The sequence below is a fragment of the Mesorhizobium koreense genome, from assembly GCF_031656215.1.
Taxonomy (GTDB): Bacteria; Pseudomonadota; Alphaproteobacteria; order Rhizobiales; family Rhizobiaceae; genus Mesorhizobium_L; species Mesorhizobium_L koreense.
In genome coordinates this window covers 328,572-352,472 of the sequence record NZ_CP134228.1, presented here as the reverse complement: position 1 = coordinate 352,472, position 23,901 = coordinate 328,572, and the positions used below count along the sequence as shown (strand labels likewise).

Below are 23,901 nucleotides of genomic sequence, written 5' to 3'. Positions count from 1 at the left end.
GTGGCTTTCCCTTTCGATCGGTCTGTTGTAGGTAGCGTCGGCGACGGATGAAGCGGCGGGCATTCAGGCGCCAATTCGATCGCATCGATGGGCCCCAGGGGATGGGACTGTGACGGCCCCTTGGCGCTACCTTCACCGGGTTGTTGAATGAAACTGTCAAAGCTAGTGTCAGCGGCCGTTGTCGGCCTTGCCCTTATGGGCGTTGCCGCCTGCACGGAATCGCAGAGTTCGGCCAATCCTCCGGCCACGCCGCCGCCGGCGGTCAGCGTCGTCAAGGTCAAGGCCGAGCCGGTCCCGATCGTCAACGACCTGCCCGGCCGCATCGCACCGACGCGCATCGCGGAGGTCAGGCCGCGCGTCACCGGCATCGTCGTCAAGCGGGTCTTCGAGCAAGGCAGCCTCGTCAAGGAAGGCGACGTGCTCTACCAGATCGATCCGGCGCCCTTCCGCGTCCAAGTGGAAAGCGCCCAGGCGACGTTGCAGCGGGCGCTTGCCACGCGGACCCTCGCCCACCAGCAGGCCGACCGGCAGAAGGAGCTTCGCCAGCGCAATATCTCGAGCGTGCAGGACCTCGAAACCGCGACCGCGCAACTGGCGCAAGCGGACGCCGACGTCGCCGCGGCGCGTGCCGGGCTCGACGCGGCCAAGCTCGACCTGCAATATTCAGACGTGAAGGCGCCGATCAGCGGGCGTATCGGCCGCGCACTGATCACCGAGGGCGCGCTGGTGAACGGTAACGGCTCCGAGAATCTGGCGACCATCCGGCAGCTCGATCCGGTTTATGCCGACTTCACTCAGCCTTCGTCGGAGATGCGGCGGCTGCGCAAGGCGCTGAAGGACGGGCTTTTGAAGAGCCCGGCAGACGGCCAGGCGACCGTTAGGCTGCTTTTCGACGATGGCAGCGAATATCCCCATCCGGGCCGACTGCTCTTTTCCGAATCCACCGTCGACGAGACGACAGGCCAGGTCACCATGCGCGCCGAGTTCCCCAATCCGGACGGCGACCTTCTGCCGGGCCTCTATGTCCGCGTCCTGATCGAGCAGGGGGTCGAGCAGGCGGCGCTCACCGTGCCGGTGCAGGCTGTCCAGCGCGACAGCAGCGGCAGGGCGCAGCTCTATGTCATCGGAAAGGACAACGTCGCCGAACTGCGCCCCGTGTCCGCCGGACGCACGACCGGCCAGCAAGTCGTGATCACGAAGGGGCTGAAGGATGGCGAACAGGTCGTCGTCGAAGGCTTCCAGAAGATCCATCCAGGCGCGCCCGTGAAGCCGGAGGAGTGGAAGCCGGCCGACAACACGCTTTCCGCCACCAAGAGCAAGGCCGACGCCGGTTAGAGACTAGATGCCCAGTTTCTTCATTGACCGGCCCATCTTTGCCTGGGTCGTTGCCATCTTCATCATGATCGCCGGCGCGATCTCGCTGCCGCTATTGCCGGTCTCGCAATATCCGAACGTCGCGCCGCCGACGCTGACCGTCTATACGCACTATAACGGCGCGCCGCCCGAAGACATCTACCAGAGCGTGACGCAGTTGATAGAGCAACAGCTCAACAGCGTGCCGAACCTGCTCTATTACGAATCGACCTCCGATTCCTCAGGCCTGGCGCGCATCGTCGTCACTTTCCTGCCCGGCACGAACCTCAACCAGGCGAGCGTCGATACGCAGAACGCGATCAACCGCGTCCAGGCGCGGCTGCCGGAGGAGGTTTCCCGCCAGGGCGTGCAGATTTCGCAATCCGGCAGCGGCTTCCTGATGTTCATCGGGTTGAAATCGACCGACGGCAAGACCGATGCGGTCGGCCTTGGCGATTATCTCGACCGCAACGTCGTCGGCGAGATATCGCGCCTGCCGGGTGTCGGCCAGGTGCAGCTCTTTTCGCCCAAGCGCGCCATGCGTATCTGGATGGACCCCGACAAGATGCTCGGGCTCAACCTGTCGGTCGACGATGTCATGAAGGCCATCGGCGCGCAAAACGCGCAGGTGTCGGCCGGGCGCATCGGCGCCAAGCCTAACCCGGTGAACCAGCAGATCTCGGCTACCGTTCTGGTCAAGGGCCAGCTTTCCTCGCCCGAGGATTTCGGCTCGATCGTGCTTCGTGCCAATCCGGACGGTTCGACGGTCAGGCTGCGCGACGTGGCGCGTATCGAGATCGGCGCGGAGACCTACAATTTCTCGACCCGCATCGACGGACAACCCGCCGCGGGCATCGGCGTCCAGCTCTCGCCGACCGGCAACGCGCTCGCCACTTCCAATGCGGTACGGGCCCGGATGGCCGAACTGGCGAAGTTCTTCCCGCCGGGCTACGAATACATGATCCCCTACGACACATCGCCCTTCGTGCGCGTGTCCATCGAGAAGGTGCTGCACACGTTGCTCGAAGCGATGGGGCTCGTCTTCGTGGTCATGTTCGTATTCCTGCAGAGCTTTCGCTATACCGTCATCCCGGCGCTGGTGGTGCCGGTGGCGCTACTCGGCGCCTGCGCCATCCTCTTGGCGACGGGCTCCTCAATCAACGTGCTCACCATGTTCGCCATGGTGCTCGCCATCGGCATCCTCGTCGACGATGCCATCGTGGTGGTGGAGAATGTCGAGCGCATCATGGCGCAGGAGGGTCTGCCGCCCAAGGAGGCGACGCGCAAGGCGATGTCGCAGATCACCGGCGCCATCATCGGCATCTGGCTGGTGCTGACCGCCGTCTTCGTGCCGATGGCCTTCTTCCCCGGCGCCGTCGGCGTCATCTACCGCCAGTTCAGCGTCACCATGGTCGGCTCGATCCTGTTCTCCGGTTTCATGGCGCTGTCGCTGACGCCGGCCTTGTGTGCGAGCTTCCTGAAGCCGGTGCCGGAAGGCCATCACGAGAAACGCGGCTTCTTCGGCTGGTTCAACCGCGGCTTCGCCCGCACGACGAGCGGCTATACCTCGATGGTCGGCTGGACCATCCGCCGCGCCGGACGCTTCATGATCATATACCTCGCCCTCATCATCGGGCTCGGCTATCTGTTCGTGCGCCTGCCCTCCTCCTTCCTGCCCAACGAGGACCAGGGCTTCGTGCTGGTCGATATGCAGACACCGCCCGAATCCGCCGGCAACCGCACGCAGCGCGCCGTGGAGAGTGTGGAAGCCTTCTTCGGCAAGGAGCCGGCGGTCGACCACCGCACCGTGATCGAGGGCTATTCCTTCTCCGGCGCCGGCGACAACGCCGCGCTCGCCTTCATCACCTTCAAGGACTGGAGCGTGCGCGGGTTCAAGGATTCTGCGCAGGAAATCGCCGGGCGGGCGAACGCGGCCTTTTCTCAATTGAAGGACGCCATTGCCTTCGCCCTGTCGCCGCCGCCGATCTCCGGCCTGGGCACGTCGAACGGCTTCACCTTCCGCCTGCAGGACCGCGCTGGTCTCGGCCAGGAGGCGCTTTCCGCCGCCGCCTCGCAATTGATGGCCGCCGCCGCCAAAAGCCCGATCGTGACCGGGCTGCGCATCGAGGGCCTGCCCGAAGCCGCGCAGATCAATCTGGTGATCGATCGCGAGAAAGCGAACGCGTTCGGCGTGGCATTCGGCGACATCAATTCCGCCCTCTCGGCCTATATCGGCTCGGCCTATATCAACGATTTCCCCAACGCCGGCCGTCTGCAGCGGGTAATGATCCAGGCCGGCGAAAAGGAACGCATGCAGTCGGCGGACCTGCTGAAACTCAACGTGCGCAATGCCTCGGGCGGCATGGTGCCGTTCTCCGCCTTCGCCCATATCGAATGGACGAAGGGGCCGCTGCAGGTCGTCGCCTATAATGGTTATCCGGCGGTGCGCATCAGCGGCAATGCCGGGCCCGGCTATTCCTCCGGTGAGGCCATCACGGAGATGGAGCGGCTGGCCGCCGACCTGCCGCAGGGCTTCGGCTATGAATGGACAGGGCAGTCGCTGCAGGAGATCCAGTCCGGCTCGCAAGCACCGTTCCTGATGGGCATGACGGTGCTGTTCGTGTTCCTGCTGCTCGCAGCACTTTACGAAAGCTGGTCGATCCCGCTTTCGGTCATGCTGGTGGTGCCGCTCGGCATCATCGGCGCGGTGCTGGCGGTGATGCTGCGCGGCATGTCGAACGACGTCTATTTCAAGGTCGGCCTTATCGCCATCATCGGCCTGTCGGCGAAGAACGCGATCCTCATCATCGAATTCGCCAAGGATCTGCGCGCGGGCGGCATGTCGGTCTTCGACGCCACGGTTGAGGCCTCGCGCATTCGCTTCCGCCCGATCATTATGACGTCGCTCGCCTTCTCGCTCGGCGTCACGCCGCTGGCGGTGGCGGTCGGCGCCAGCGCCGCCAGCCAGAACGCCATCGGCACCGGCGTGCTCGGGGGCATGATCACCGCGACAGTGATCGCGGTGCCCTTCGTGCCGGTCTTCTTCGTCTTCGTTCTCAGGCTCTTCGGCGGCCGCAAGGCACTGGAGGCGAAGCCTGAGGAAGAGCCGTCATTGCTGCTGGAAGCGCCGGCTGAGTGATACTCGATCCTTTGGCGATCGATAGGTGTTTCAGTGCGTCCTTCGAGGCTCGCTTCGCTCGCACCTCAGGATGAGGACGGTTGGTGCCTTGCTCCTTTGAAGATTGGCTCTTTACCCCTTACCCCTTACCTCTTCTTCTGAGACGTGGATATTTCGACGAGGTTCCGCACGCAGGACGTATCAGGAAGAGGGAAACTGGCACCAACCTTCCTCATCCTGAGGTGCGAGCGAAGCGAGCCTCGAAGGACGCACCCTGACCGCCGGACGGCCTACAGCCCCAGATAGGCCTGTCTGACCCGGTCGTCTGCGAGGAGCGCTTCTCCACTGCCGGACAGCGTCACGCGCCCATTCTCCAGCACATAGGCGTGTTTGGCGAGTTTTAGCGAGACGGCCACGTTCTGCTCGACCAGCACGCAGGTGATGCCCTCGCGGTTGAGGTCGACGATCGACTGCAGCACGTCGTGCACCAGCGCCGGCGCCAGACCCAGCGACGGCTCGTCGAACATGATGAGTTCGGGGCTGCCCATAAGGCAGCGGCCGATGGCGAGCATCTGCTGCTCGCCGCCCGAGAGGGTCCCGGCGGCCTGCGTCCTGCGCTCCGCGAGCCGGGGGAACATCTGGTAGACATGGTCGAGATTGCGTGCCTTGCCGGCGCGGGCGCGCGGCAGCATGGCTCCCGTTTCGAGGTTCTCGGTGACCGTCATGGAGGGGAATATCTGCCTTCCCTCGGCCACCTGGCCGATGCCGAGATCGCAGACCTTGTAGGTCGGCCAGCCGGCGATGTCGGTTCCCTTGAAGCGGATATGGCCGCTGGCCGGCTTCTGCATTCCGGCTATGGTGCGGATGAGCGAGGTCTTGCCGGCGCCGTTCGCTCCGACGATAGCGACGATCACGCCGGGCTCGATCGTGATCGACACGCCGTCGAGCGCCCGCGCGTCGCCGTAGAAGACGTCGATGCCGTCGACCTCCAGCATCAGGAAAGCTCCTCGGCGCCGAGATAGCAGGCGAGCACGTCCGGATTGCGCGTCACCTCCTCCGGCGTGCCCGCGGCGATCACCTTGCCGTAGTTGAGCACCACGACATGATGCGACAGCGCCATCACTGCCCGCATGACATGCTCGATCAGGACGATGGTGACGCCGGTCTCCTCGTTCAGCCGGCGGAAGGTCGCGACCATGCGATCGGTCTCGGTCGGACGCAGGCCGGCCATCACCTCGTCGAGAAGCAGGAGCTTCGGCTTCGTCGCCAACGCGCGCGCCACCTCCAGGCATTTGCGGTCGGGAAGGGTGATGCTGCCCGGCAGTGCGTTACGCTTGTCGGCGAGACCGAGCAGTTCGAGCATGTCGAGCGCGTAGCGCCGCGCCGCCGCCATGTCGTTCGTCCATGAGAGCGCGCCGACAGCGACATTGTCGGTGACCGTGATATCCTTGAACGGACGCACCACCTGGAAGGTACGGCCGACGCCGGCGCGGCAGATCTCGTCCGGTCGCTTGCCGACCAGCGAATGCCCGTCGAGAGAGACGTCGCCGCTCGTCGGTTTGAGCGCGCCGGCGATCATGTTGAAGGTCGTCGTCTTGCCGGCGCCGTTCGGGCCGATCAGCGCATGGATGGCGCCGGGCGGCACCTCGAAGGAGACGTTGTCGACGGCAGTCAGCCCGCTGAAGCGCCGCGTCAGCCCCTCGACCTTGAGTGAAGCGGAGTGGCGAGCACTCATCGTCCGCCTCCGTTCGCGCTGCGGCCGTCGAGCTTCAGGAGTCCCGCCAGCCACGGCCACACGCCGGACGGCCGGAAGAGCACGATGGCGACGACGCAAAAGCCCCAGAAGAAGGTCTTGATGCCGTCGATCTGGAGCCCCGAGGTGAGTTCGGTCAGCAGTTCGCCGAGCGGGGTGAGGATGAGCGCGCCGAGGATCGGTCCGAACAGCGTGCCCACACCTCCGACGACCGTGCCGAGGATGAGTTCGACCGAGCGTCCGGTGGCGAAGGTCGATTCGGGGAAGAGGTTGTTGTAGTAGAAGGCGTACCAGACGCCGGCGATGCCGGTCAGCGCGGACGAGATCGCCACCGCGATCATCTTATAGCGGAAGAGCGGCACGCCGGCAGCCTCCGCGGCCTCCTGGTCGTCGCGGATCGCCTGCCAGTAGAGGCCGAGCTTGCTGTTGAGCAGGAAGCGGCAGAGCACCAGCGCTCCGCCGGTCAGGATCAGGATCAGGTAGTAGAACAGGATCGGCGGGCCGCGCAGATTGAGGAAGTCGATGCTGCCGGCGTTCTTCACCGGCAGGAAGAGCCCCGCCGATCCGCCGAGCCAGGCTGAGTTGTCGACCATGATGCCGGTGAATTCGGCAAACGCGATAGTGAGCAGCGCGAAATAGACGCCGCGAATCGAGAAACGAAAACCGAGATAGCCGATGACGCAGCCCATCAGCGTGGAAAGCGCCACCGCCGCGATCACGCCGGCCCACGGGCTGACGCCGAAATGGGTGAAGAGCGCCGCGCTCGTATAGGCGCCGATGCCGACGAAAAGCGCATGGCCGAGCGACAATTGCCCGGCGAAGCCGAGCATCAGGTTCCAGGCCTGCCCGACAAAGGCGAAATAGAGCGAGATGATCAAGACGCTCAGCACATAGTCGCTGGCGAAGAAGGGGGCGACGGCCATCACAACCGCGAAAGCCGCGAGCAGCGCCAGCGCGCGCGGCGGCAACCCGTCCGTCAGCCGCGCGATCATCGCACTTCCTTGCCGAGCAGGCCCTGCGGCCGAAGCAGGAGAACGAGGATCAGGAGCCCGAAGGAAACCGCGCTTTTCATCGAGGGCTGGAAGACGAGCCCCGCCAGCGCCTCGGAGACACCGATCAGGAGGCCGCCGAGCAGCGCGCCGGGCAAGCTGCCGAGCCCGCCGATGATGACGATGATGAAGGCAAGCAGCGTATAGGACGGACCGAGATAGGGGTGCACGTCGATCAGCAGCACGAGGATCGCGCCGGCGGCACCCAGGCAGGCCGTGCCGATGCCGAAAGTGAGCGCGAAGAGGCGGCGGACGTTCAGCCCCACCACCAGCGCGCCGGTCTGGTTGTCGCCGCAGGCGCGGATCGCCTTGCCCGTATCCGTGTAGCGGAAGAATGCGAAGAGCAGGCCGGAAACGACGAGCGCGGCGATCCCGGCATAGATGCGGACCTTGTCGACCAGCAGAGGGCCGATCTGGAAGGAATCGTAGGCATAGGCGACCTGCACGCCCTGCGCGTCCGGCCCGAAGATCATCAGGCAGAGGCTGACGATCATGACCGCGATCGCCGCCATCAGGAGAAACTGCATGTAATCCGGCAGGTGCACGATGCGGCGCACGACGAGGTCCTGCAGGAGATAGCCGAAGGCGAACAGCGCCGCTGCAACGATCGGCACGCAATAGAGCGGGTCGATGCCGAGATGCCGGAACAGCATCAGCGTCGCGAACATGCCCATCACCATGATCTCGCCATGGGCAAAATTGACGATGCGGATGACACCGAAAATAACCGACAGGCCGAGCGCGGAAAGCCCGTAGATGAGGCCGGTCAGCAAACCGCTGACGGCGACGTTGAGATAAAGCTCGACGGGCACGGCCTGCTTCCGATGCGAGGTACGATTCCGCCCCGGTCGCGCCGGCCGGGGCGATGCGGGATGCGTCTCAGCGCTTGTCGTAAGGAGGCATCGGCCAGACCGCCTTGGCGACGGCCGCTTTCTCGGGCGCAACCACGACGAGCTCGCCGCCGACGTTCTGGATGGAGGCGTCGCCGACGGTGTCGTTCTGGCCCTTGGCGTTGAAGCGGATGCCTTCGCCGATCGAGACGTTGTCGGTGATGTTGGTGGAGCGCACGGCTTCCGTCAGTTCCTTGGAATTGCCCGTCCCGGCGCGCTTGTAGGCGTCGGCCGCCACCAGAAGCGCCTCGAACGTATAGACATGGTTGGTGTTCATGTTGACGTCCGGATAGGCCTTCTTCATGGCAGCCTTCAGCGTCTCGCTGAGCTTCTTCTTCGGGTCGTACCACGGCACGAAGGAGATCGGGCCGTCGGAGAGCTTGCCGAGCGTCTTGAAATACTGGTCCTCGTACCAGCCCGGCCCCATGGAGAGGATGGCTTCCGGCGTCCAGCGCTGCTTGACCAGTTCGCGGGTGAGCAGGATGGCGTCGTTCAAGCGGCTGACGACGAGAAGCGCGTCGCCTCCCGTCGCCTTGGCTTTGGCGATCTCGACGGAGAGATCTCGCGCCGCGCGGTCGTAGGCGATGGTTTCGGCCACCTTGTAGGGCATGTCGAATTTCGGCATAACCTTGCCGATGCCGCCTGCCATCGCCGAACCGAACGTGTCGTTCACATGCAGGAAGACCACCGATTTCGGCGCCGAGCCAACCTGCTTGAAGATCTCCAGCTGCTGCTTGAAGGCGTCGGTGAGGATCGTCACCGCCGTCGGGAAGTTGCGGAAAACGTATTTATAGCCCTGCTCGGTGATCTGCGGCGCCGCGGCGATGTTGATGACGAAGGGGATGCCCTTCTGCTCGGCGACCTGCGCGATCGCCGCGCTCTGGCCGGAATCGAACGCGCCGACCAGAAGCTGCGCCCCGTCACCGATCAGTTTCTCGGCCTGGGCGCGCGCGGTCTGCTCGTTCGATTCGGTATCGCCGTTCATGATCTGGAGTTCGGGCAGGCCGAGTTCCTTGAGGATCGGCGCCGCGACTTCCACGCCGCGCTGGCAGTCCTGGCCGATGCCCGCCTGCACGCCCGAGCGCGGCAGGAGCACGCCGACCTTGAGCGGGCCGCCCGCCGCACGCACGATCGAGAAGGGCGACGTGCCGGCGACGATGCCGGCCGCGCCGATGCCCGCGACCACTGTACGGCGCGTCACGCCCCCGACGGCACTGGCGGCGGCCATTTTGATATTTTTGTCAGTCATCCGTTTTCCTCCCTTCGGGAATAGCCTGGAAGCCGTCCCGTAGCCCTTGTTTCCCGCGCCGATGAGGCGCGCCGGTCCGACCGGTTCAAGCCCGGCCGGCGATGGGCGGCATTCTTAATGGGTCGCGCGGCAGCGTCAATGCGAAGGGGCGCGATCTCTGCCTTCTGGCACACCCTGACTTTCGTCGAATGCGGGACAGGACTGCCTACAGGGTAAAACCTTCGCCGAGATAGAGGCGGCGCACATCGGCATTGCCGACCACTTCGGAGGGCTCGCCATGGGTGAGCACCTTGCCGGCGTGGATGATATAGGCGCGGTCGATGAGGCCGAGCGTCTCGCGCACATTGTGGTCGGTGATGAGGACGCCGATGCCGCGGCTGGTCAGATGCCGCACGAGTTGCTGGATATCGAAGACGGCAATCGGGTCGATGCCGGCGAAAGGCTCGTCCAGAAGCATGAATTTCGGGCTGGAAGCCAATGCGCGGGCGATTTCCAGGCGCCTTCGCTCGCCGCCGGACAGCGAGATAGACGGCGCCTTGCGCAGATGGGTGATGTTGAACTCGTCGAGCAACTCGTCGAGCCGACGCTCACGCTCCTTGCGGTTCTTTTCCACGACCTCCAGGACGGCACGGATATTCGCCTCGACCGACAGGCCGCGGAAAATGGACGCTTCCTGAGGCAGGTAGCCGATGCCGAGCCGGGCACGACGGTACATGGGCAGCGTGGTCACGTCGTAGCCGTCGATGGAGATCGTGCCCTTGTCCACCGGCACCAGCCCGGTGACCATGTAGAAGCAGGTGGTCTTGCCGGCGCCGTTCGGCCCGAGCAGACCGACCGCTTCGCCGGCTCTCACCCCGATCGACACGCCGCTCACCACCTGGCGGCCTTTGTAGCTCTTGGTCAGGCCGCGCGCGATCAGCGTACCCTTCAGACGTTCAGGGTCGATGGCGGCCGTTTCGCCTTTATCGGAGAGGGCGCGCGCGGAAATCTTCGAGACCGCCGTCAAGCTAGTCAGCCGCCTTCTTCTTGTCCGGCGTCAGCAGCACCTTGACGCGGCCCTTGTCCTTGGCGCTGTTGCAGCCGTCGAGCTTGGACAGGCCGGTCTTGAGGTTGGCTGTCAGCTTGCAGCCCATGACGACGTTGTCGCCCTGCGTCAGCACCACCTCGTTGCCTTCGAGCACTAGGACCTGGCTTTGCATGTCGAACGTGCCGTGATCGCCGGTGGCGATCTGATCGTTGGACTTCACGTAGACCTTTCCGTCGACGTCGATGCTCTTGATGTTGCTGGCGCCGCCAGCCATCATATTGCCGACCGCACCATCTGTCTTCTCGCCGGCGCCGGTTTTCTGGCTGGCGTCATTCGCCTTCCCGGCATTGTCCTTCGCGCCCTTGATGTAGTGGACGACCATGCGGCCGGCCTTCATCGTCGTCGTACCCTGCACGACATTGACGTTGCCGGTGAAGATGGCCGTGCTGTCCTTGTCGTGGACCTCGAGATTGTCGCTTTCGATCTGGATCGGCTTGTCGTTTGAAAGCTTCATGCCGGAGAAGCTGTTGCTCGTCCCGGCCTCTGACCCGTTCTGCTGAGCGAGCGCGGGCCCGGCCGCAAGTACGGAGAAGCCGGCAAGGAGACTGTATGAAATCGCAAGGAGAAGGCTAGCGCGGCGCATCGGCCGCTCCATGATTGTCTCCAGTGGAGTTTTTCTTTTCCGGCATCATCGTCACCCGAACTTTCCGGTCGAAGACAAGTACCTTGCCCCGATCCTGTACAGTCATGCTATCGGCAGTGATATGCGATCCCCTTAGAGTAATATCGACCGGATCGGAAGTCTTCAAATCTCCTGTCGCGATGTTGACGAAGGCGGAACTGAGCTTGGCGACGAGGCCGTCCGTCGTCGTCACGGTCATCTCGGTCGGAACGTCGAGCGTATCCTTCTCTTTGTTATAAATGCCTTTGGGCGCGCTGACATTGGCCCAGTTGTCGTCACTGACGGGAAGCTTCGCGGTAATGTCGTCCAACTGGACGACATTCGTATTCGTCACGTCCTGCACGGCGCGCGCGGCCTTGAGCGAATAGGGGCGGTTTTCCTTGGTAAAGCCCTCCAGCCTCGGATTGGCCATCGTGAGTTTGCCGTCGCTATAGCTGGAGCCGAGGATGTCGACGGCAATCCCGCCCGGCGTCAGCAGATAGGAGTAGATCGTGAATCCGGCGGCGATGAGGATGGCAAGGCCCGGCAACAACACCTTCAACGTCCTGACGGCCGTGGAATGCCGCTTCGCCCGCCGGAACGCCTGCTCGACCGAGCGGCCGCCGGCGCTGTCCGCCGGGGGAACGGCCGGATCGGGTCGAAGGGTTCTGCGCTCAGCGTCTATCGTCGTCACCGGCTCGATCCGATCGAATTCCATCTTTCGTCGCGCGTCGGATGCCACGCGATATCCACACGCTCCGATCGTGCCCGGCCGAAGCGACCGTCCCAAGTCTGCCCTGATCCTACTATTTTTGATGCGCCTTTCTGCGAGGCGCTCGGCAATTTTCATTCCAATATGGTGATTTTGCGGTCGAACGCCAGTGTGATCTTTGCCGGAAGCACGGCCTGCATCGCGTCGTGGAAAGCGGTGGCGGCGAAGAAGCGCATGGCATAGGAATGGGGTTCCAAGCGGCAAATGCGGGAAAGAACGATATGGCTACACGGGCCGACGAACTGATCGACCGCCACCGCCTGCGGCGGAAACTGACCTTCTGGCGCGTCGTGGCGCTTGCCGTCATCGCGCTTGCGGTGGCATGGGCCGGATCGAGGTTGTACCAGGACGAATATGGCTCCCTTGCGGCCAATCATATCGCCAAGGTCAAGATCGCCGGTACGATCACCCAGGACGACGACCTCGTCGACCAGCTCGAAAAACTGCGCGATTCGCCCGCCGTGAAGGGGCTGATCCTGGAGATCAACTCGCCCGGCGGCACGACGGCGGGCGGCGAACAGCTTTACGAGGAAGTGCGCCGGGTTGCCGCCGAGAAGCCGGTTGTCGCCGAGATCACCGGTCTCGGGGCCTCGGCAGCCTATATGGTGGCCGCGGCGGCCGACCATATCGTGGCGCGCCAGACCTCCATCGTCGGCTCGATCGGCGTTCTGGTCGAATTCCCGAACGTCACCGGCCTGATGGACAAGGTCGGCGTCAAGCTGGAGGCGATCAAGTCCTCGCCGCTCAAGGCCGAGCCTTCGCCCTTCACGCCGACGACGGACGAAGCGCGCGCCATGGTCCAGAAGCTCATTTCCGACAGCTATGACTGGTTCGTCGGGCTGGTCGCCGATCGGCGGGGGCTTCCTCGCGACCAGGTGCTGAAGCTCGCGGACGGTTCTATCTTCACCGGGCGCCAGGCCGTCGCCAACAAGCTGGTGGATGAGGTCGGCGGCGAGCGCGAGGCCGTCGTCTGGCTGGCAAAGAAGGGCGTCGATCCGAACCTGAAAGTCATCGAATGGAAATCGCCGAGCGGCCGCAGTTTTCTTTTCTCGAAAGCGCTTGCCCGTCTTGTCGGGCTGCCGGAAGGAACGGCTGGCTTTTTCGAGCGGATTGGCGCCGACCGCATCTTCCTTGACGGTCTCCTGTCGGTCTGGCACCCTTGACGGCATAGCTTGAGCAATTGAAAAGCAAGCAGAATTCGATTCCGTCGAAGTCTGACTAAGCATGCCCGGGGACGCAAATCCATGATCAAATCCGAACTCGTGCAGACGATCGCCAATCGAAATCCGCATCTTTTCCTGCGGGATGTCGAGAACATTGTGAACGCCATTTTTGAAGAGATCACGCGCGCGCTGGCCGAAGGCAATCGCGTTGAATTGCGCGGTTTCGGCGCCTTTTCCGTGAAGAACCGCCCGGCGCGTACCGGCCGCAATCCGCGCACCGGCGAATCGGTCGAAGTCGAGGAGAAATGGGTCCCCTTCTTCAAGACCGGGAAGGAATTGCGCGAGCGCCTGAACGACCAGTGAGATTCCTTCGACCGTTACTTGCGGCCTGACTTGCGGCCCCAACTTGCGGCATTGCCGCACTTTCCCATTGGAACGACCGAGGTTAGAAGGAGCGGGACAGGGGTGAAAACTCCCGTAGACCGGGCGGTCGCCGTGAGATGAGGCTGCTCAGCTCGGGTTCTGACGCTACTGGGCGGTAAATGATTAAGCGGATAGTAACCATAATCGTAATTATTCCGGTGGCGATCGTGTTGATCGCTCTCGCCGTCGCCAACCGGGGCTTCGTGCCGTTCACGCTCGACCCGTTCAATCCCGGCAATCCCGGCCTGACGCTTTCGCTGCCGCTTTTCGTCTATCTTTTCCTCGCGCTTTTGCTCGGCGTCCTGATCGGGAGCGCCGCGACGTGGCTGCGTCAGGGGCGCTATCGCAAGCGCGCCCGCATGAACGCCGATGAGGCACGGACGTTGCGCGAGGAAGCGGCGCGCGCCAAGCCGCCGGTGCCGTCGACGCCGAGCCGAGCGCTCTCCGAACCGGCGAATTGATCGGATCTGTCCGCAGGGGCCGAGAATTCCGTCATGGACCGATTTTACCGCGGGCGAGCAGATCGGGAACTGTTCCGCGCCGAAAGCCGTTGAGCCGGCTGATGGAGATGCGTCGCGGACTCTTCTTGTGGTCGCTGCTTGCCGCTGTCGTCGCGGCGCTCAGCCTCGGTCCATCCTTCTCCCATGTGCTGGAGGCCGCTCCGCGCCTGACCGTCTGGCCGCCTGAACTCTGGCGTGAGACCACCGTCTTCAATCGGCAGTTCGAATTTTTCGCGATCATCGGCGCACCGCTCGATGTCGGCGTCATCATCGTCCTTGCCATCCTCACCTGGCTGTTGCGGCGGCAGCGGCGGCCCTTCCGCCTCGCACTTGCGGCAACCGTGCTCTACGCAGCGGCGCTTGCGACATGGTTCGCATGGGTGGCGCCGGCGAATGCCGTGCTGGCGACCTGGACGCAAGGGCCCGTTCCAGCGGATTTAGCTGCTATTCGTAACCGCTGGGAAACGGGCCACATGGCGGTCGCCGCCTGGAAGTTCGTAGGCTTCATCGCCCTGACCTGCGGCCTTCTGTTTATTCGCCGTGAGCCATCGGCGGATCGGCCTTGGCCTGCATTGCCTCCGCGATCAGCCGGAAATCCTCCTCGCTGATCGAAAGCAGCCCGAAGCGGAGCTTTCGACCCCAATTGGCCGCATCTGCTGCGAATTGGAGCCCGCTGAGCAGCGGCTTGATCGGCGCTTCCCGCGCCTCGGCCCGGCGGACGTTCCGGCGGAACGGCTGGAACCCATCCCCTATCCCGGCGCGATACGGCCCGCCTTCCGCCACGTTGCCGATCGCCGTGAAGGACTGCAACCCGTCCTTCACACCGGAGGTGGTCGTCGGCGAATAGTAGACGATGCCGCCGCCGGGTCGAAGGCGTCGAAGGGGAGGCCTCCTTGCCGTGGCCGAGTTGCATGAAGCCCTCGGCGCGCCCGCGCCGCACGTGTTCGGCGGAAGCGACGCCGATCCAGTACGCGGTCATTGCCGATCCTCCTCGACGGGAAAGAACACACGCAGCCGATGCCCGTCCGGGTCGAGCGCGACGAAGGTGTGGCCGAAATCCATGTCGCAGGGCCGTTGCAGGATTTCGAGGCCTTTATTCTGCCAGGTGCGGTAAACTGAGCCTACCGCCTCGCGGTCCTCGACGGCGAAAGCCAGTTCGCCGCCTCCACCGCTTGCCGTGGCTTTCGGCTCGACCGTATGGCGCGACCAGAGGCCGAACATCAGGCCGTTCGGCAGTGCGAACAGAGCGAAGGTCGGCGATGTTTCAATCGGCTCCTGACCGAGTAGGTCGCCGTAGAAAGTGGCGCTGGCGGCCGGGCTGTCGACATAAAGAAGAACGAAATTGGGATACATGGCTTCCTCCATGGTCTGCGATGGAGGCATCATGCCCGCCGGCAGTGTCAGTTTCCGGCAGCAGCCGTCAGGGCATGTCGGCCAGATCCTGCGACAGGCGCCATTCTGCCAGGAGGATAGCGTGCCGCCGCGGCGTCCGCTCATGAACCGGCGTTACGGCGGTGATGTGGTCGAGCCGGAAATGGCGGAAATCACGGCGCATCTCGCACCATGCAGCCAGCATTTCGGCCGTGTCGAAGAAGCCGACAGCGATCGGCCACACCATGCGTTCGGTCGATCGGCCCTTCTTGTCCGAATAGGAGATCTGGAGCTTCTCTTCGCGCCGAATGGCCTCCCGGATCGCCGAGAGATGACCGGATTTCCCCGAGCCTCCCGGTCCGGCGAGCAAACCGCTGGTCGCCGCGGCATCTTCCAATCCGGGCGGCAGGATAGCCTCGATCTTGCCCAGGACGTCTTCGGCGGCTCGCGCCAGTTCGTCGTCGCTCCGCTGCATGACGAAACGCAGGCCCAGGATGATCGCATCGAGTTCGTTGTCACCAAACATCAACGGCGGCAGGAAATATCCATCCCTGAGCACATAGCCGAGGCCGGCCTCGCCCTCGATGTTGGCGCCCTGTGCCTGCAGCGTGGCGATGTCGCGGTAGAGCGTGCGAAGGCCCACGCCGAGTTCATCGGCCAGGGCACGCCCGCTCACTGGCCGTCGACGCCGACGCAGGGATTGAAGAAGATTGAGTAGGCGTTGCGAACGCGACATGGTTGATTTCCGCGTAACCTGTCTTATCCGCACCGTTCCTCGCCGTACAGACCGGCTTGCCCGCCCTTGGTTGCGGACAGACTGTGGCTATGGCAGAAGCGACCGGGATTTGCCGGAGACGCCCGTAATTGAAACCTTCGCGCGACAGACGCGGCGATCATCGCTCCGAAGCTCCCGGACGTGCCGCAGTTCCGGCGCTGCGTGAAACCGGACCGTCCGCCGCTCCGCGTCCGCTTGTCCGGCGTGATGGGCCGCTGCCGCGAGAACGTTTACCGCTCATTCTCGAAGTATCGCCCAACGAGGATTACGCGCTGCTCGATTCGGGCGGCGGCGAGAAGCTGGAGCAGTACGGACCCTACCGCATCGTCCGTCCCGAAGGACAGGCGATCTGGCAAAAGGCGCTACCCGACCGTGAATGGCAGCGCGCCGACGCCATCTTCACCGGCAACACCGACGAGGAGGGCATGGGCCGCTGGCGCTTCCCGAAGACGCCGCTCGGCGAGACATGGCCGATGCGCCATGATGGGATCGACTATCTCGGCCGCTTCACCTCCTTTCGCCATGTCGGCGTCTTTCCCGAACAGGCTTCGCACTGGGACCACATGGATGGGCTGATCCGCGCCGCCGGCAGGCCGGTAAAGGTGCTGAACCTCTTCGGCTATACCGGCCTTGCCTCGCTGGTCGCGGCGCGCGCCGGGGCCGAGGTCACCCACGTCGATGCCTCGAAAAAGGCCATCGGCTGGGCGCGCGAGAACCAGGCGATCACCCGCCTCGGCGACAAGCCGATCCGCTGGATCTGCGAGGACGCGATGAAATTCGCCGAGCGCGAGGAGCGCCGGGGTAGCCGCTACGACATTATCCTCCTCGATCCGCCGGCCTATGGACGCGGGCCGAAGGGCGAGGTCTGGCAGCTTTTCGACGACCTGCCGGCGCTGGTCGACATCTGCCGCTCGATCCTGACCCCGAAGCCGCTGACGGTCGTCCTGACGGCCTATTCCATCCGAGCCTCCTTCTTCGCCATCCATGCGCTGATGCGCGATAGTTTTGCCGGAATGGGCGGATGCGTGGAATCGGGCGAACTGGTGATCCGCGAGAAATCCGCCGGACGGGCACTTTCCACCTCGCTCTTCTCGCGCTGGGTAGTCGCATGATCCCGCAAAGTGAGGGCAAGATCATGCGCAAAGGGAACGACGCATGAACGCGAAGCCCGAGACGCGCGCGCCAGGCCGCGTGAAGGAAGTCACCAGCCTTTCCAATCCGCTGATCAAGGATATCCGCGCGCTGGCGCTGAAGAAGTTCCGCGACCGCGAAAGCGCCTTCATCGCGGAGGGGCTGAAGCTCGTCATCGACGCGCTCGACCAGGGCTGGTCGATCCGCACGCTGGTCTTTGCCAAGACGGGCCTCGGCAACCCCGCCGTCGAGAAGGCCGCCGCCCGTACGGTGGCTGCCGGCGGAACCGTTCTGGAAGTCAGCGAGAAGGTGCTCGGCGCCATCACCCGCCGCGACAATCCGCAAATGGTGCTCGGCGTCTTCGCCCAGAAATTCGTGCCCCTCGCCTCGATCCGGCCTTCCGGCCAAGATGTCTGGGTGGCGCTCGACCGCGTCCGCGATCCGGGCAATCTCGGCACCATTATCCGCACGATCGATGCGGCCGGCGCCAGGGGCGTCGTCCTTGTCGGCGATTGCACCGATCCTTTTTCACTCGAGACCGTGCGCGCCACCATGGGATCGATCTTTGCGGTGCCTGTCGCGCGGGCATCCGTTGAAGCCTTTCTCGGATGGCGGCGGGATTTCCCCGGCCTCGTCGCCGGAACGCATCTCAAGGGCGCGGTGGATTACCGCTCGGTCGATTTCAGCGGCCGGCCGGTATTGCTCCTCATGGGCAACGAGCAGCAGGGTCTGCCCGACGATCTCGCCGCCGCCTGCGACCGGCTTCTGCGCATCCCGCAGGCCGGCCGTGCCGATTCGCTCAATCTTGCCGTGGCCACCGGCGTCATGCTCTTCGAAATCCGCCGCAACGCCCTCAGGATCGATCCGGAACCGGCCAAGTGAAACTGCGCTCCTTACTGCCCTATCTCCTGATCGTGGTCGCCGCCATCGGCGTCGATCAATGGGTCAAGCAGCTCGTCGAGAACGGCATGGGCCTGCACGAGCAGATCGATCTCCTGCCTTTCCTGGCGCTCTACCATGCGCGCAATACCGGCATAGCCTTTTCGCTGCTAGCGGATTTCGGGGATGTCGGCCTCATACTGGTCGCGCTTGCGGTGATCGCGGTCGTGCTGATGCTTGCCATGCGTACGAGCGACCGGCAGGTGCTGGCCCGGGCTGGCTTCGCGCTGGTCGTGGGCGGCGCGATCGGCAACCTCATCGACCGCGCGACGCTCGGCTACGTGATCGACTACATCCTCTTCCACACGCCGGTCTGGTCCTTCGCGATCTTCAACCTCGCCGACGCGTTCATCACCGTTGGCGCCGGCCTCGTGCTGTTGCAGGAGTTCGTCGATTGGCGGCGCGATCGCCACACGAGGGAGCCGGAACCGCCCTCCGGGCGTTGACGGAAGCAAGGCAACGGTCCAAGCGGTGCTGAAAACGGAGAAAAAGATGTCCGATACGTTCAAGGCCATTCTCGTCTCGCGCGACGAGGAAAAGAAACAATCGGTCTCGACCGTCGAACTCGGCGATGCCGATTTGATGGAAGGCGATGTCACCGTCGCCGTCGAAGCGACCACGGTGAACTACAAGGACGGGCTCGCCATTACCGGAAAGGCGCCGGTCGTGCGGCGCTTCCCGCTCGTCCCGGGCATCGATTTCGCCGGTACGGTGATCCAGTCGAGCCATCCGGACTGGAAGGAGGGCGATCGTGTCGTCCTCAATGGCTGGGGTGTCGGCGAAACGCACTACGGCGCCTATGCCGGCCATGCCCGCGTCAAGGGCGACTGGCTGGTGCCGCTGCCTGAGGGCTTGACTGCCCATCAGGCCATGGCCGTCGGCACGGCCGGCTACACGGCCATGCTCTGCATCCTGGCGCTGGAGCGCCACGGCATCACGCCGGCACGCGGCCCGGTCGTGGTGACGGGCGCGGCCGGTGGGGTCGGCTCGGTCGCCATCTCGATCCTTTCAAGGCTCGGCTACCATGTCGTCGCCTCGACCGGTCGGGCCGCCGAGGAAACCTATCTGCGCGACCTCGGCGCCGCGGAGATCATCGCGCGCGACGAATTGTCGGGCCCGGCAAAGCCGCTCGGCAAGGAACGCTGGGCCGGCGGTGTCGATGCGGTCGGCAGCCACACGCTCGCCAACGTATTGTCCATGACGTCCTATGGCGGTGCTGTCGCCGCCTGCGGGCTGGCGCAGGGCATGGACTTGCCGGCGAGCGTCGCCCCGTTCATCCTGCGCGGCGTCTCGCTGCTCGGCATCGATTCGGTGATGGCCCCAAAGCCCATCCGCATCGAAGCCTGGCGGCGCATCGCCTCCGACCTCGATCATACCAAGCTTGCCGCGCTTTCCACCACCATCGGCTTCGACGGCATAATCCAGGCCGCCCACGATATCGTCGAGGGTAAGGTGCGTGGCCGCATCGTGGTCGATATGGATTGAGAAGTGTCGCTTCGCTAAAATTGTAGCGAAGGCCCAAAACCTTCCCTAATCGGTGTTCCGCTATCCTCCATGGCGAGATGGCGGAACCAGGCTTTCATTCGGATACGGCGTTTGCGACGGACGGCGGCGATGCGGCCCCCGTAGCGCGTGCCGCGCCGCATGTCGTGTCCCCGCTTCCTGTGCCTATTGCCGCGCCGCGCCCGCTCGCCGGCCGCATCTCCGCCACGCCCGGATATCTGCTCTACGCGATGACCTTCATCGCCGTCATGCTTTCAGGCCTCGCCCATCTCTCGGGCTCTCCTCATTACCTCTCCGTCGCCATTCTGATGGTCGGCATCGCTTCTTTCCTGATCGGCTGGCGTACGCGCAACGAAGCGGCCAAGGTCGGCCGCATCCTCGATGGCGAGGCCGCCAGCCGCGCCGAGATCGAGACGCTCGCCGACCGCATGTGGGAATTGCAGGAAAGCGAGGAACGCTTCCGAGGCTTGATCGACGCACTCGGCGACATCGTCGTCCACCGCGACCGGGACGGCCATATCGTCTATGCCAACCGTGTGCTGGCCGATCTTGTCGGCTGCCCGCAAAAGGCGCTTTCCGGCAAGACGCTCTCCGAACTCGGGATCGAGATCGGCGTGGTGCCCGATGCCGCCTTCGCCGAAGGCGAGTGCCTGAGTTCCACCGATGTCGCCATTCGTTCCGGCGGCGAGACGCGCTGGTATTCCTGGATCGAACTCTCCGTGCGCGACAAGGCGAGCAACGCCGTCTCCCACCGCGCCATCGCGCGCGACATCACTGCCCGCAAGCGCGCGGAAAAAGCCTCCGTGGCGGCGCGCGAGCATGCCGAATTCGCCAATCTCGCCAAGTCGCGCTTCCTGGCGACCGTCAGCCACGAGATACGCACGCCCATGAACGGCATCATGGGCATGGCCAAGCTTCTGGCCGATACCCGCCTGTCGCCGGAACAGCGCACCTATGTCGGCGCCATCTCCACCTCCGCCAGCGCGCTTCTCGCGCTGATCGAGGACCTGCTCGACTTCTCTAAGATCGAAGCCGGTCGCTTCGATATCGAGCCGCAATCGGTGTCGCCGCGCGAGATCGTCGAGAATGTTTGCGAACTTCTCGCCGCCAAGGCATACGCCAAGGGGATCGGGCTCGGCTGCTATTGCGCGCCGGACGTTCCGGCGATCATCGCGGCCGATCCGAACCGCTTGCGGCAGGTACTGCTCAATCTGATCGGCAACGCGGTGAAATTCACCGATGAAGGCGGCGTGCAGGTGACGGTGGAAGCCGCCGGGACGGCGGCTTCATCCTCGATCCGCTTCACGGTGGTCGATACCGGTCCTGGAATGCGCAAGGCCGACCTGGAACGCATCTTCCAGGAATTCGAGCAGGCGGATGGCACCTCGACGCGCAGATATGGCGGCGCCGGCCTCGGCCTTGCCATTTCGAAACGCATCGTCGAGGCGATGAGCGGCCGCATCGGCGTCGATAGCGAAGCCGGTGTAGGCAGCCGGTTCCATGTCGAACTGCCGCTTGGCCGCATGACGACGCTCGGTGCCCGGTCGAAGGTGCTGGCGGGCCGCGGGATCGGCATCCTCTCGCCCAACCGGGTCGAGCCGGAACTGATCGCGCGGGCCGTCGAGGCTTGCGGCGGCTCAGCGGTCGTCGCCGACAGTGTCGCAGCACTTGCCCGCGAGGCAGAGGCCCGGAACGTGGAACTTGACTCGATTCTTGTCGATACGGCGCTGGAAGAGCCCGATGGTGGCATCCTCAAGCGGCTTCGCCACAAGCTCGGCGGGTCTTTCGAAGCCATAACGCTGATCGCTCCTTCGGATCGGGGACACCTCGCCGAATACCGCCAGGCCGGCTACGCGACTTTCCTCGCCCGCCCGGTGCGCGGCGAGACGTTGCTGCGCGTGCTGCTCGCCGCGAAATCGGCCGACCCGATCCTCAAAACGCCGGAAAAAGCCGAACCGGCCGGTACCGGTCTGCCGGAAACCGGAGAAACCGCCTTCAACGTCCTCATCGCCGAAGACAACGAGATCAACGCCATGCTGGCGCGGGCGGCACTCTCCAAGGCGGGGCATCGCGTCCGGCTCGTCACCAATGGCCGGGCGGCGGTCGACGCCGTGATCCATGCCCAGGCCGGCAGGCGTTTCGACGTAGTGCTGATGGACTTGCATATGCCGGTCATGGACGGGTTGGACGCCATCGCGCTCATCCGCAAGCACGAGGAAGAGCACGGCGCTCCGCCCGTTCCCATCATGGTTCTTTCCGCCGACGGGCAGGAGACGACACGGCATGCCGTGCTGGCCCACGGCGCTACCGGTTTCGTCTCCAAGCCGCTCGATCCGAAGGCGCTCGCGGAGGCGGTGGCCGAACAAGCCGTTGCATGAGCGGCCGAACTCCGGCATCCTTGCCGCCAAATGCGGAACTGCCACGAAACTGTCATTCTCCTGTTGCAGGGACCGGCTAAGGGCCGGTCCGGTGACCGAATCGGGAGAACCATCGATGCGGGCGATGATGCTGGAACGTAAGAATAATCCCGTATCCGGCCGGGCGCTTCCCGCAACGCAGCGCAAGGACGTGCCGGCCGGCGGCGTGCTCGGCCGCATCGGCCGGCTGGAGGTACGCCTGGCGCGGGATGCGGAGGAAATCGCCGCCGCGCAGGAGGTTCGCTTCCGCGTCTTCTACGACGAACTCGGCGCCCGCCGCGATGCGGTCACGGCGGTTGAGCGGCGCGATTCGGACCGTTTCGATTCGGTCTGCGACCATCTCCTCGTCGTCGACACGGCTATCCACGGCCCCGCAACGCAGCAGATCGTCGGCACCTATCGCCTCCTGCGCCAGGAGAGCGCGATTGCCGCCGGCGGCTTCTATTCCGACGAGGAATTCGAACTCGAGGCGCTGATCGCCCGCCATCCGGGCAGGCGCTTCCTCGAACTCGGCCGTTCCTGCGTACTGCCGGCTTACCGCTCGAAGCGCACGATCGAGCTTCTCTGGCAGGGCATCTACGCCTATGTCGGCTACTACGATATCGCTGTCATGACCGGCTGCGCCTCCTTCCACGGCACGGTGCCGGCGGCGCATGCCGAGGCGCTGTCCTTCCTTGCCCAGAATTGCCGGGCCGATCCCGAATGGGACGTGCGCGCCGTGATCTCGCGCTACCACACGATGGACCTGATGCCGCCCGAGGCTGTCCGTTCCCGCTCGGCGCTCGCCGCCATGCCGCCGCTCATCAAAGGCTATCTCAGGCTGGGCGCCCGGATCGGCGACGGCTGTGTCATCGATCGCGATTTCGGCACGACGGACGTGTTCATCATCCTGCCGATGGAATTCGTTTCCGAGCGCTACCTGAATTACTACGGCGCCGAGGCCGAGCGCTTCAACGCGTGAATTCAGGACCTGCGGCGCAAGACCCTTGACGCGGATTGAACGGCCGGCCTCTTCGGTTTTACCGCCCATTTGATTACGCCAGCCTCCCTGTCGTAGTGTGCTTCGGCATTCATGTGGGAGGTCGCCAATCGATGCCGGACACGCGAAGCCGTTTTCTGCGCGAATTGGCGCGATGAGTTATCAGTTTGATTTCCAGGATGTCTTTGCCGCCTGGCCCGAGCTTGCCTGGGGCGCGCTCCATACCCTCGTCCTGTCAGGCATTGCGATGGTCATCGGCATGGTCGTCGCCGTCGCCGGAGCACTCGGCAAGACCTCGGGTCCGAAGCCCGTCCGCATCGTCATCGACGCCTATATCGAGCTGATCCGCAATACGCCTTTCCTGATCCAGATCTTCATGATCTTCTTCGGCCTGCCTTCGCTCGGCATCCGCCTGTCGTCCAACACCGCGGCGGTGATCGCGCTGGTCGTCAATGTCAGCGCCTATGGCATCGAGATCATCCGGGCCGGCATCGAGAGTATCCACGCCGGCCAGATCGAAGCCGGCAAGGCGCTCGGGCTAAGGCCGCTCCAGATATTCCGCCTCATCGTCCTCAAGCCTGCCATCCAGGCGATCTATCCTTCGCTGACAAGCCAGTTCATCCTTCTCCTTTTGAACTCCAGCGTCTGCTCCGCCATTGCCGCGACCGAACTGACGGCGGCGGCCGGCGACATCCAGTCGCGCACCTTTCGTTCCTTCGAGGTCTATTTCGTCATCACCTGCATGTATTTCGCCATATCCGCCTTCTTCTGGGGTGTTTTCGGCTCCATCGAGAAGAACTTCCTGCGCACGCCGGGCAAACGGTAGGG

The 23,901-nt window shown here is 64.3% G+C and carries 25 protein-coding genes; 13 read left to right on the top strand and 12 right to left on the bottom strand.

Features of this window, described 5'->3' with window-relative positions; genetic code table 11:
- The first annotated feature begins 147 nt into the window (after positions 1-147).
- Complete coding sequence (locus RBH77_RS01595; RefSeq protein WP_311030407.1) at positions 148-1,335, top strand: efflux RND transporter periplasmic adaptor subunit; 1,188 nt, start codon at positions 148-150, stop codon at positions 1,333-1,335.
- Positions 1,336-1,342: 7 nt separating this feature from the next.
- The gene (locus RBH77_RS01590; protein WP_311030406.1) at positions 1,343-4,492 is read left to right on the top strand and encodes a multidrug efflux RND transporter permease subunit; all 3,150 of its coding nucleotides are present in this window, start codon (positions 1,343-1,345) and stop codon (positions 4,490-4,492) included.
- A 269-nt stretch (positions 4,493-4,761) separates the two neighbouring features.
- On the opposite strand, the gene RBH77_RS01585 is transcribed toward RBH77_RS01590, so the two are convergent.
- From RBH77_RS01585 to RBH77_RS01545, 9 genes are all read right to left on the bottom strand, one after another.
- Positions 4,762-5,466 (bottom strand): ABC transporter ATP-binding protein, encoded by a 705-nt coding sequence (locus RBH77_RS01585; protein WP_311030405.1) that lies wholly within the window; start codon positions 5,464-5,466, stop codon positions 4,762-4,764.
- On the bottom strand, positions 5,466-6,206 hold the full coding sequence (locus RBH77_RS01580; RefSeq protein WP_311030404.1) for an ABC transporter ATP-binding protein: 741 nt from the start codon (positions 6,204-6,206) through the stop codon (positions 5,466-5,468). Before RBH77_RS01580 ends, RBH77_RS01585 begins: the two co-directional genes overlap by 1 nt.
- Positions 6,203-7,216, bottom strand: a complete 1,014-nt coding sequence (locus RBH77_RS01575) for a branched-chain amino acid ABC transporter permease (RefSeq protein ID WP_311030403.1) — start codon at positions 7,214-7,216, stop codon at positions 6,203-6,205. Before RBH77_RS01575 ends, RBH77_RS01580 begins: the two co-directional genes overlap by 4 nt.
- Positions 7,213-8,085: a branched-chain amino acid ABC transporter permease gene (locus tag RBH77_RS01570; protein ID WP_311030402.1), complete on the bottom strand. Its 873-nt coding sequence runs from the start codon at positions 8,083-8,085 to the stop codon at positions 7,213-7,215. The genes RBH77_RS01575 and RBH77_RS01570 overlap by 4 nt, the downstream gene beginning before the upstream one ends.
- Positions 8,086-8,152: 67 nt before the next feature.
- On the bottom strand, positions 8,153-9,412 hold the full coding sequence (locus RBH77_RS01565) for an ABC transporter substrate-binding protein (protein ID WP_311030401.1): 1,260 nt from the start codon (positions 9,410-9,412) through the stop codon (positions 8,153-8,155).
- Positions 9,413-9,617: 205 nt separating this feature from the next.
- Positions 9,618-10,400 (bottom strand): LPS export ABC transporter ATP-binding protein, encoded by a 783-nt coding sequence (gene lptB / locus RBH77_RS01560; RefSeq protein ID WP_311032717.1) that lies wholly within the window; start codon positions 10,398-10,400, stop codon positions 9,618-9,620.
- Between the two features lie 19 nt (positions 10,401-10,419).
- The gene (locus RBH77_RS01555) at positions 10,420-11,082 is read right to left on the bottom strand and encodes an LptA/OstA family protein (protein ID WP_311030400.1); all 663 of its coding nucleotides are present in this window, start codon (positions 11,080-11,082) and stop codon (positions 10,420-10,422) included.
- On the bottom strand, positions 11,069-11,818 hold the full coding sequence (lptC, locus tag RBH77_RS01550) for an LPS export ABC transporter periplasmic protein LptC (protein ID WP_311030399.1): 750 nt from the start codon (positions 11,816-11,818) through the stop codon (positions 11,069-11,071). Before lptC ends, RBH77_RS01555 begins: the two co-directional genes overlap by 14 nt.
- A 128-nt stretch (positions 11,819-11,946) precedes the next feature.
- The gene (locus tag RBH77_RS01545; protein ID WP_311030398.1) at positions 11,947-12,069 is read right to left on the bottom strand and encodes a hypothetical protein; all 123 of its coding nucleotides are present in this window, start codon (positions 12,067-12,069) and stop codon (positions 11,947-11,949) included.
- A 24-nt stretch (positions 12,070-12,093) separates the two neighbouring features.
- On the opposite strand from RBH77_RS01545, the gene sppA reads away from it, so the two are divergent.
- The 4 genes from sppA to RBH77_RS01525 all read left to right on the top strand — a co-directional run bounded on the left by sppA (position 12,094) and on the right by RBH77_RS01525 (position 14,566).
- Positions 12,094-13,035 (top strand): signal peptide peptidase SppA, encoded by a 942-nt coding sequence (sppA, locus tag RBH77_RS01540; protein WP_311030397.1) that lies wholly within the window; start codon positions 12,094-12,096, stop codon positions 13,033-13,035.
- Between the two features lie 81 nt (positions 13,036-13,116).
- Positions 13,117-13,398 carry an integration host factor subunit beta gene (locus RBH77_RS01535; protein WP_311030396.1) on the top strand — a complete coding sequence of 94 codons (282 nt, stop codon included), beginning with the start codon at positions 13,117-13,119 and terminating at the stop codon, positions 13,396-13,398.
- A 179-nt stretch (positions 13,399-13,577) separates the two neighbouring features.
- Positions 13,578-13,919: a lipopolysaccharide assembly protein LapA domain-containing protein gene (locus RBH77_RS01530; protein ID WP_311030395.1), complete on the top strand. Its 342-nt coding sequence runs from the start codon at positions 13,578-13,580 to the stop codon at positions 13,917-13,919.
- A 101-nt stretch (positions 13,920-14,020) separates the two neighbouring features.
- A complete protein-coding gene (locus tag RBH77_RS01525) occupies positions 14,021-14,566 on the top strand; it encodes a DUF1772 domain-containing protein (protein WP_311030394.1) in 546 nt (181 codons plus the stop codon).
- Here the strand turns inward: RBH77_RS01525 and RBH77_RS01520 are convergent.
- From RBH77_RS01520 to RBH77_RS01510, 3 genes are all read right to left on the bottom strand, one after another.
- Positions 14,490-14,813 (bottom strand): EVE domain-containing protein, encoded by a 324-nt coding sequence (locus tag RBH77_RS01520; RefSeq protein ID WP_311032715.1) that lies wholly within the window; start codon positions 14,811-14,813, stop codon positions 14,490-14,492. The two genes, RBH77_RS01525 and RBH77_RS01520, sit on opposite strands and share 77 nt — an antisense overlap.
- Positions 14,814-14,933: 120 nt before the next feature.
- A complete protein-coding gene (locus RBH77_RS01515; RefSeq protein WP_311030393.1) occupies positions 14,934-15,311 on the bottom strand; it encodes a VOC family protein in 378 nt (125 codons plus the stop codon).
- A 67-nt stretch (positions 15,312-15,378) separates the two neighbouring features.
- Positions 15,379-16,065, bottom strand: coding sequence for a helix-turn-helix transcriptional regulator (locus tag RBH77_RS01510; RefSeq protein ID WP_311030392.1), 687 nt, complete (start codon positions 16,063-16,065; stop codon positions 15,379-15,381).
- 128 nt (positions 16,066-16,193) lie between these two features.
- On the opposite strand from RBH77_RS01510, the gene RBH77_RS01505 reads away from it, so the two are divergent.
- The 7 genes from RBH77_RS01505 to RBH77_RS01475 all read left to right on the top strand — a co-directional run bounded on the left by RBH77_RS01505 (position 16,194) and on the right by RBH77_RS01475 (position 23,899).
- Positions 16,194-17,216, top strand: coding sequence for an RsmD family RNA methyltransferase (locus tag RBH77_RS01505; RefSeq protein ID WP_311030391.1), 1,023 nt, complete (start codon positions 16,194-16,196; stop codon positions 17,214-17,216).
- Between the two features lie 43 nt (positions 17,217-17,259).
- The gene (locus RBH77_RS01500) at positions 17,260-18,117 is read left to right on the top strand and encodes a TrmH family RNA methyltransferase (RefSeq protein WP_311030390.1); all 858 of its coding nucleotides are present in this window, start codon (positions 17,260-17,262) and stop codon (positions 18,115-18,117) included.
- Positions 18,118-18,119: 2 nt separating this feature from the next.
- Positions 18,120-18,620: a signal peptidase II gene (lspA, locus tag RBH77_RS01495; RefSeq protein WP_311032713.1), complete on the top strand. Its 501-nt coding sequence runs from the start codon at positions 18,120-18,122 to the stop codon at positions 18,618-18,620.
- A gap of 46 nt (positions 18,621-18,666) precedes the next feature.
- On the top strand, positions 18,667-19,659 hold the full coding sequence (acuI, locus tag RBH77_RS01490) for an acrylyl-CoA reductase (NADPH) (protein ID WP_311030389.1): 993 nt from the start codon (positions 18,667-18,669) through the stop codon (positions 19,657-19,659).
- A gap of 77 nt (positions 19,660-19,736) precedes the next feature.
- The gene (locus tag RBH77_RS01485) at positions 19,737-22,055 is read left to right on the top strand and encodes an ATP-binding protein (RefSeq protein WP_311030388.1); all 2,319 of its coding nucleotides are present in this window, start codon (positions 19,737-19,739) and stop codon (positions 22,053-22,055) included.
- Between the two features lie 115 nt (positions 22,056-22,170).
- On the top strand, positions 22,171-23,055 hold the full coding sequence (gene olsB / locus RBH77_RS01480; protein WP_311030387.1) for a l-ornithine N(alpha)-acyltransferase: 885 nt from the start codon (positions 22,171-22,173) through the stop codon (positions 23,053-23,055).
- 172 nt (positions 23,056-23,227) lie between these two features.
- A complete protein-coding gene (locus RBH77_RS01475) occupies positions 23,228-23,899 on the top strand; it encodes an amino acid ABC transporter permease (RefSeq protein ID WP_311030386.1) in 672 nt (223 codons plus the stop codon).
- Positions 23,900-23,901: the final 2 nt, after the last annotated feature.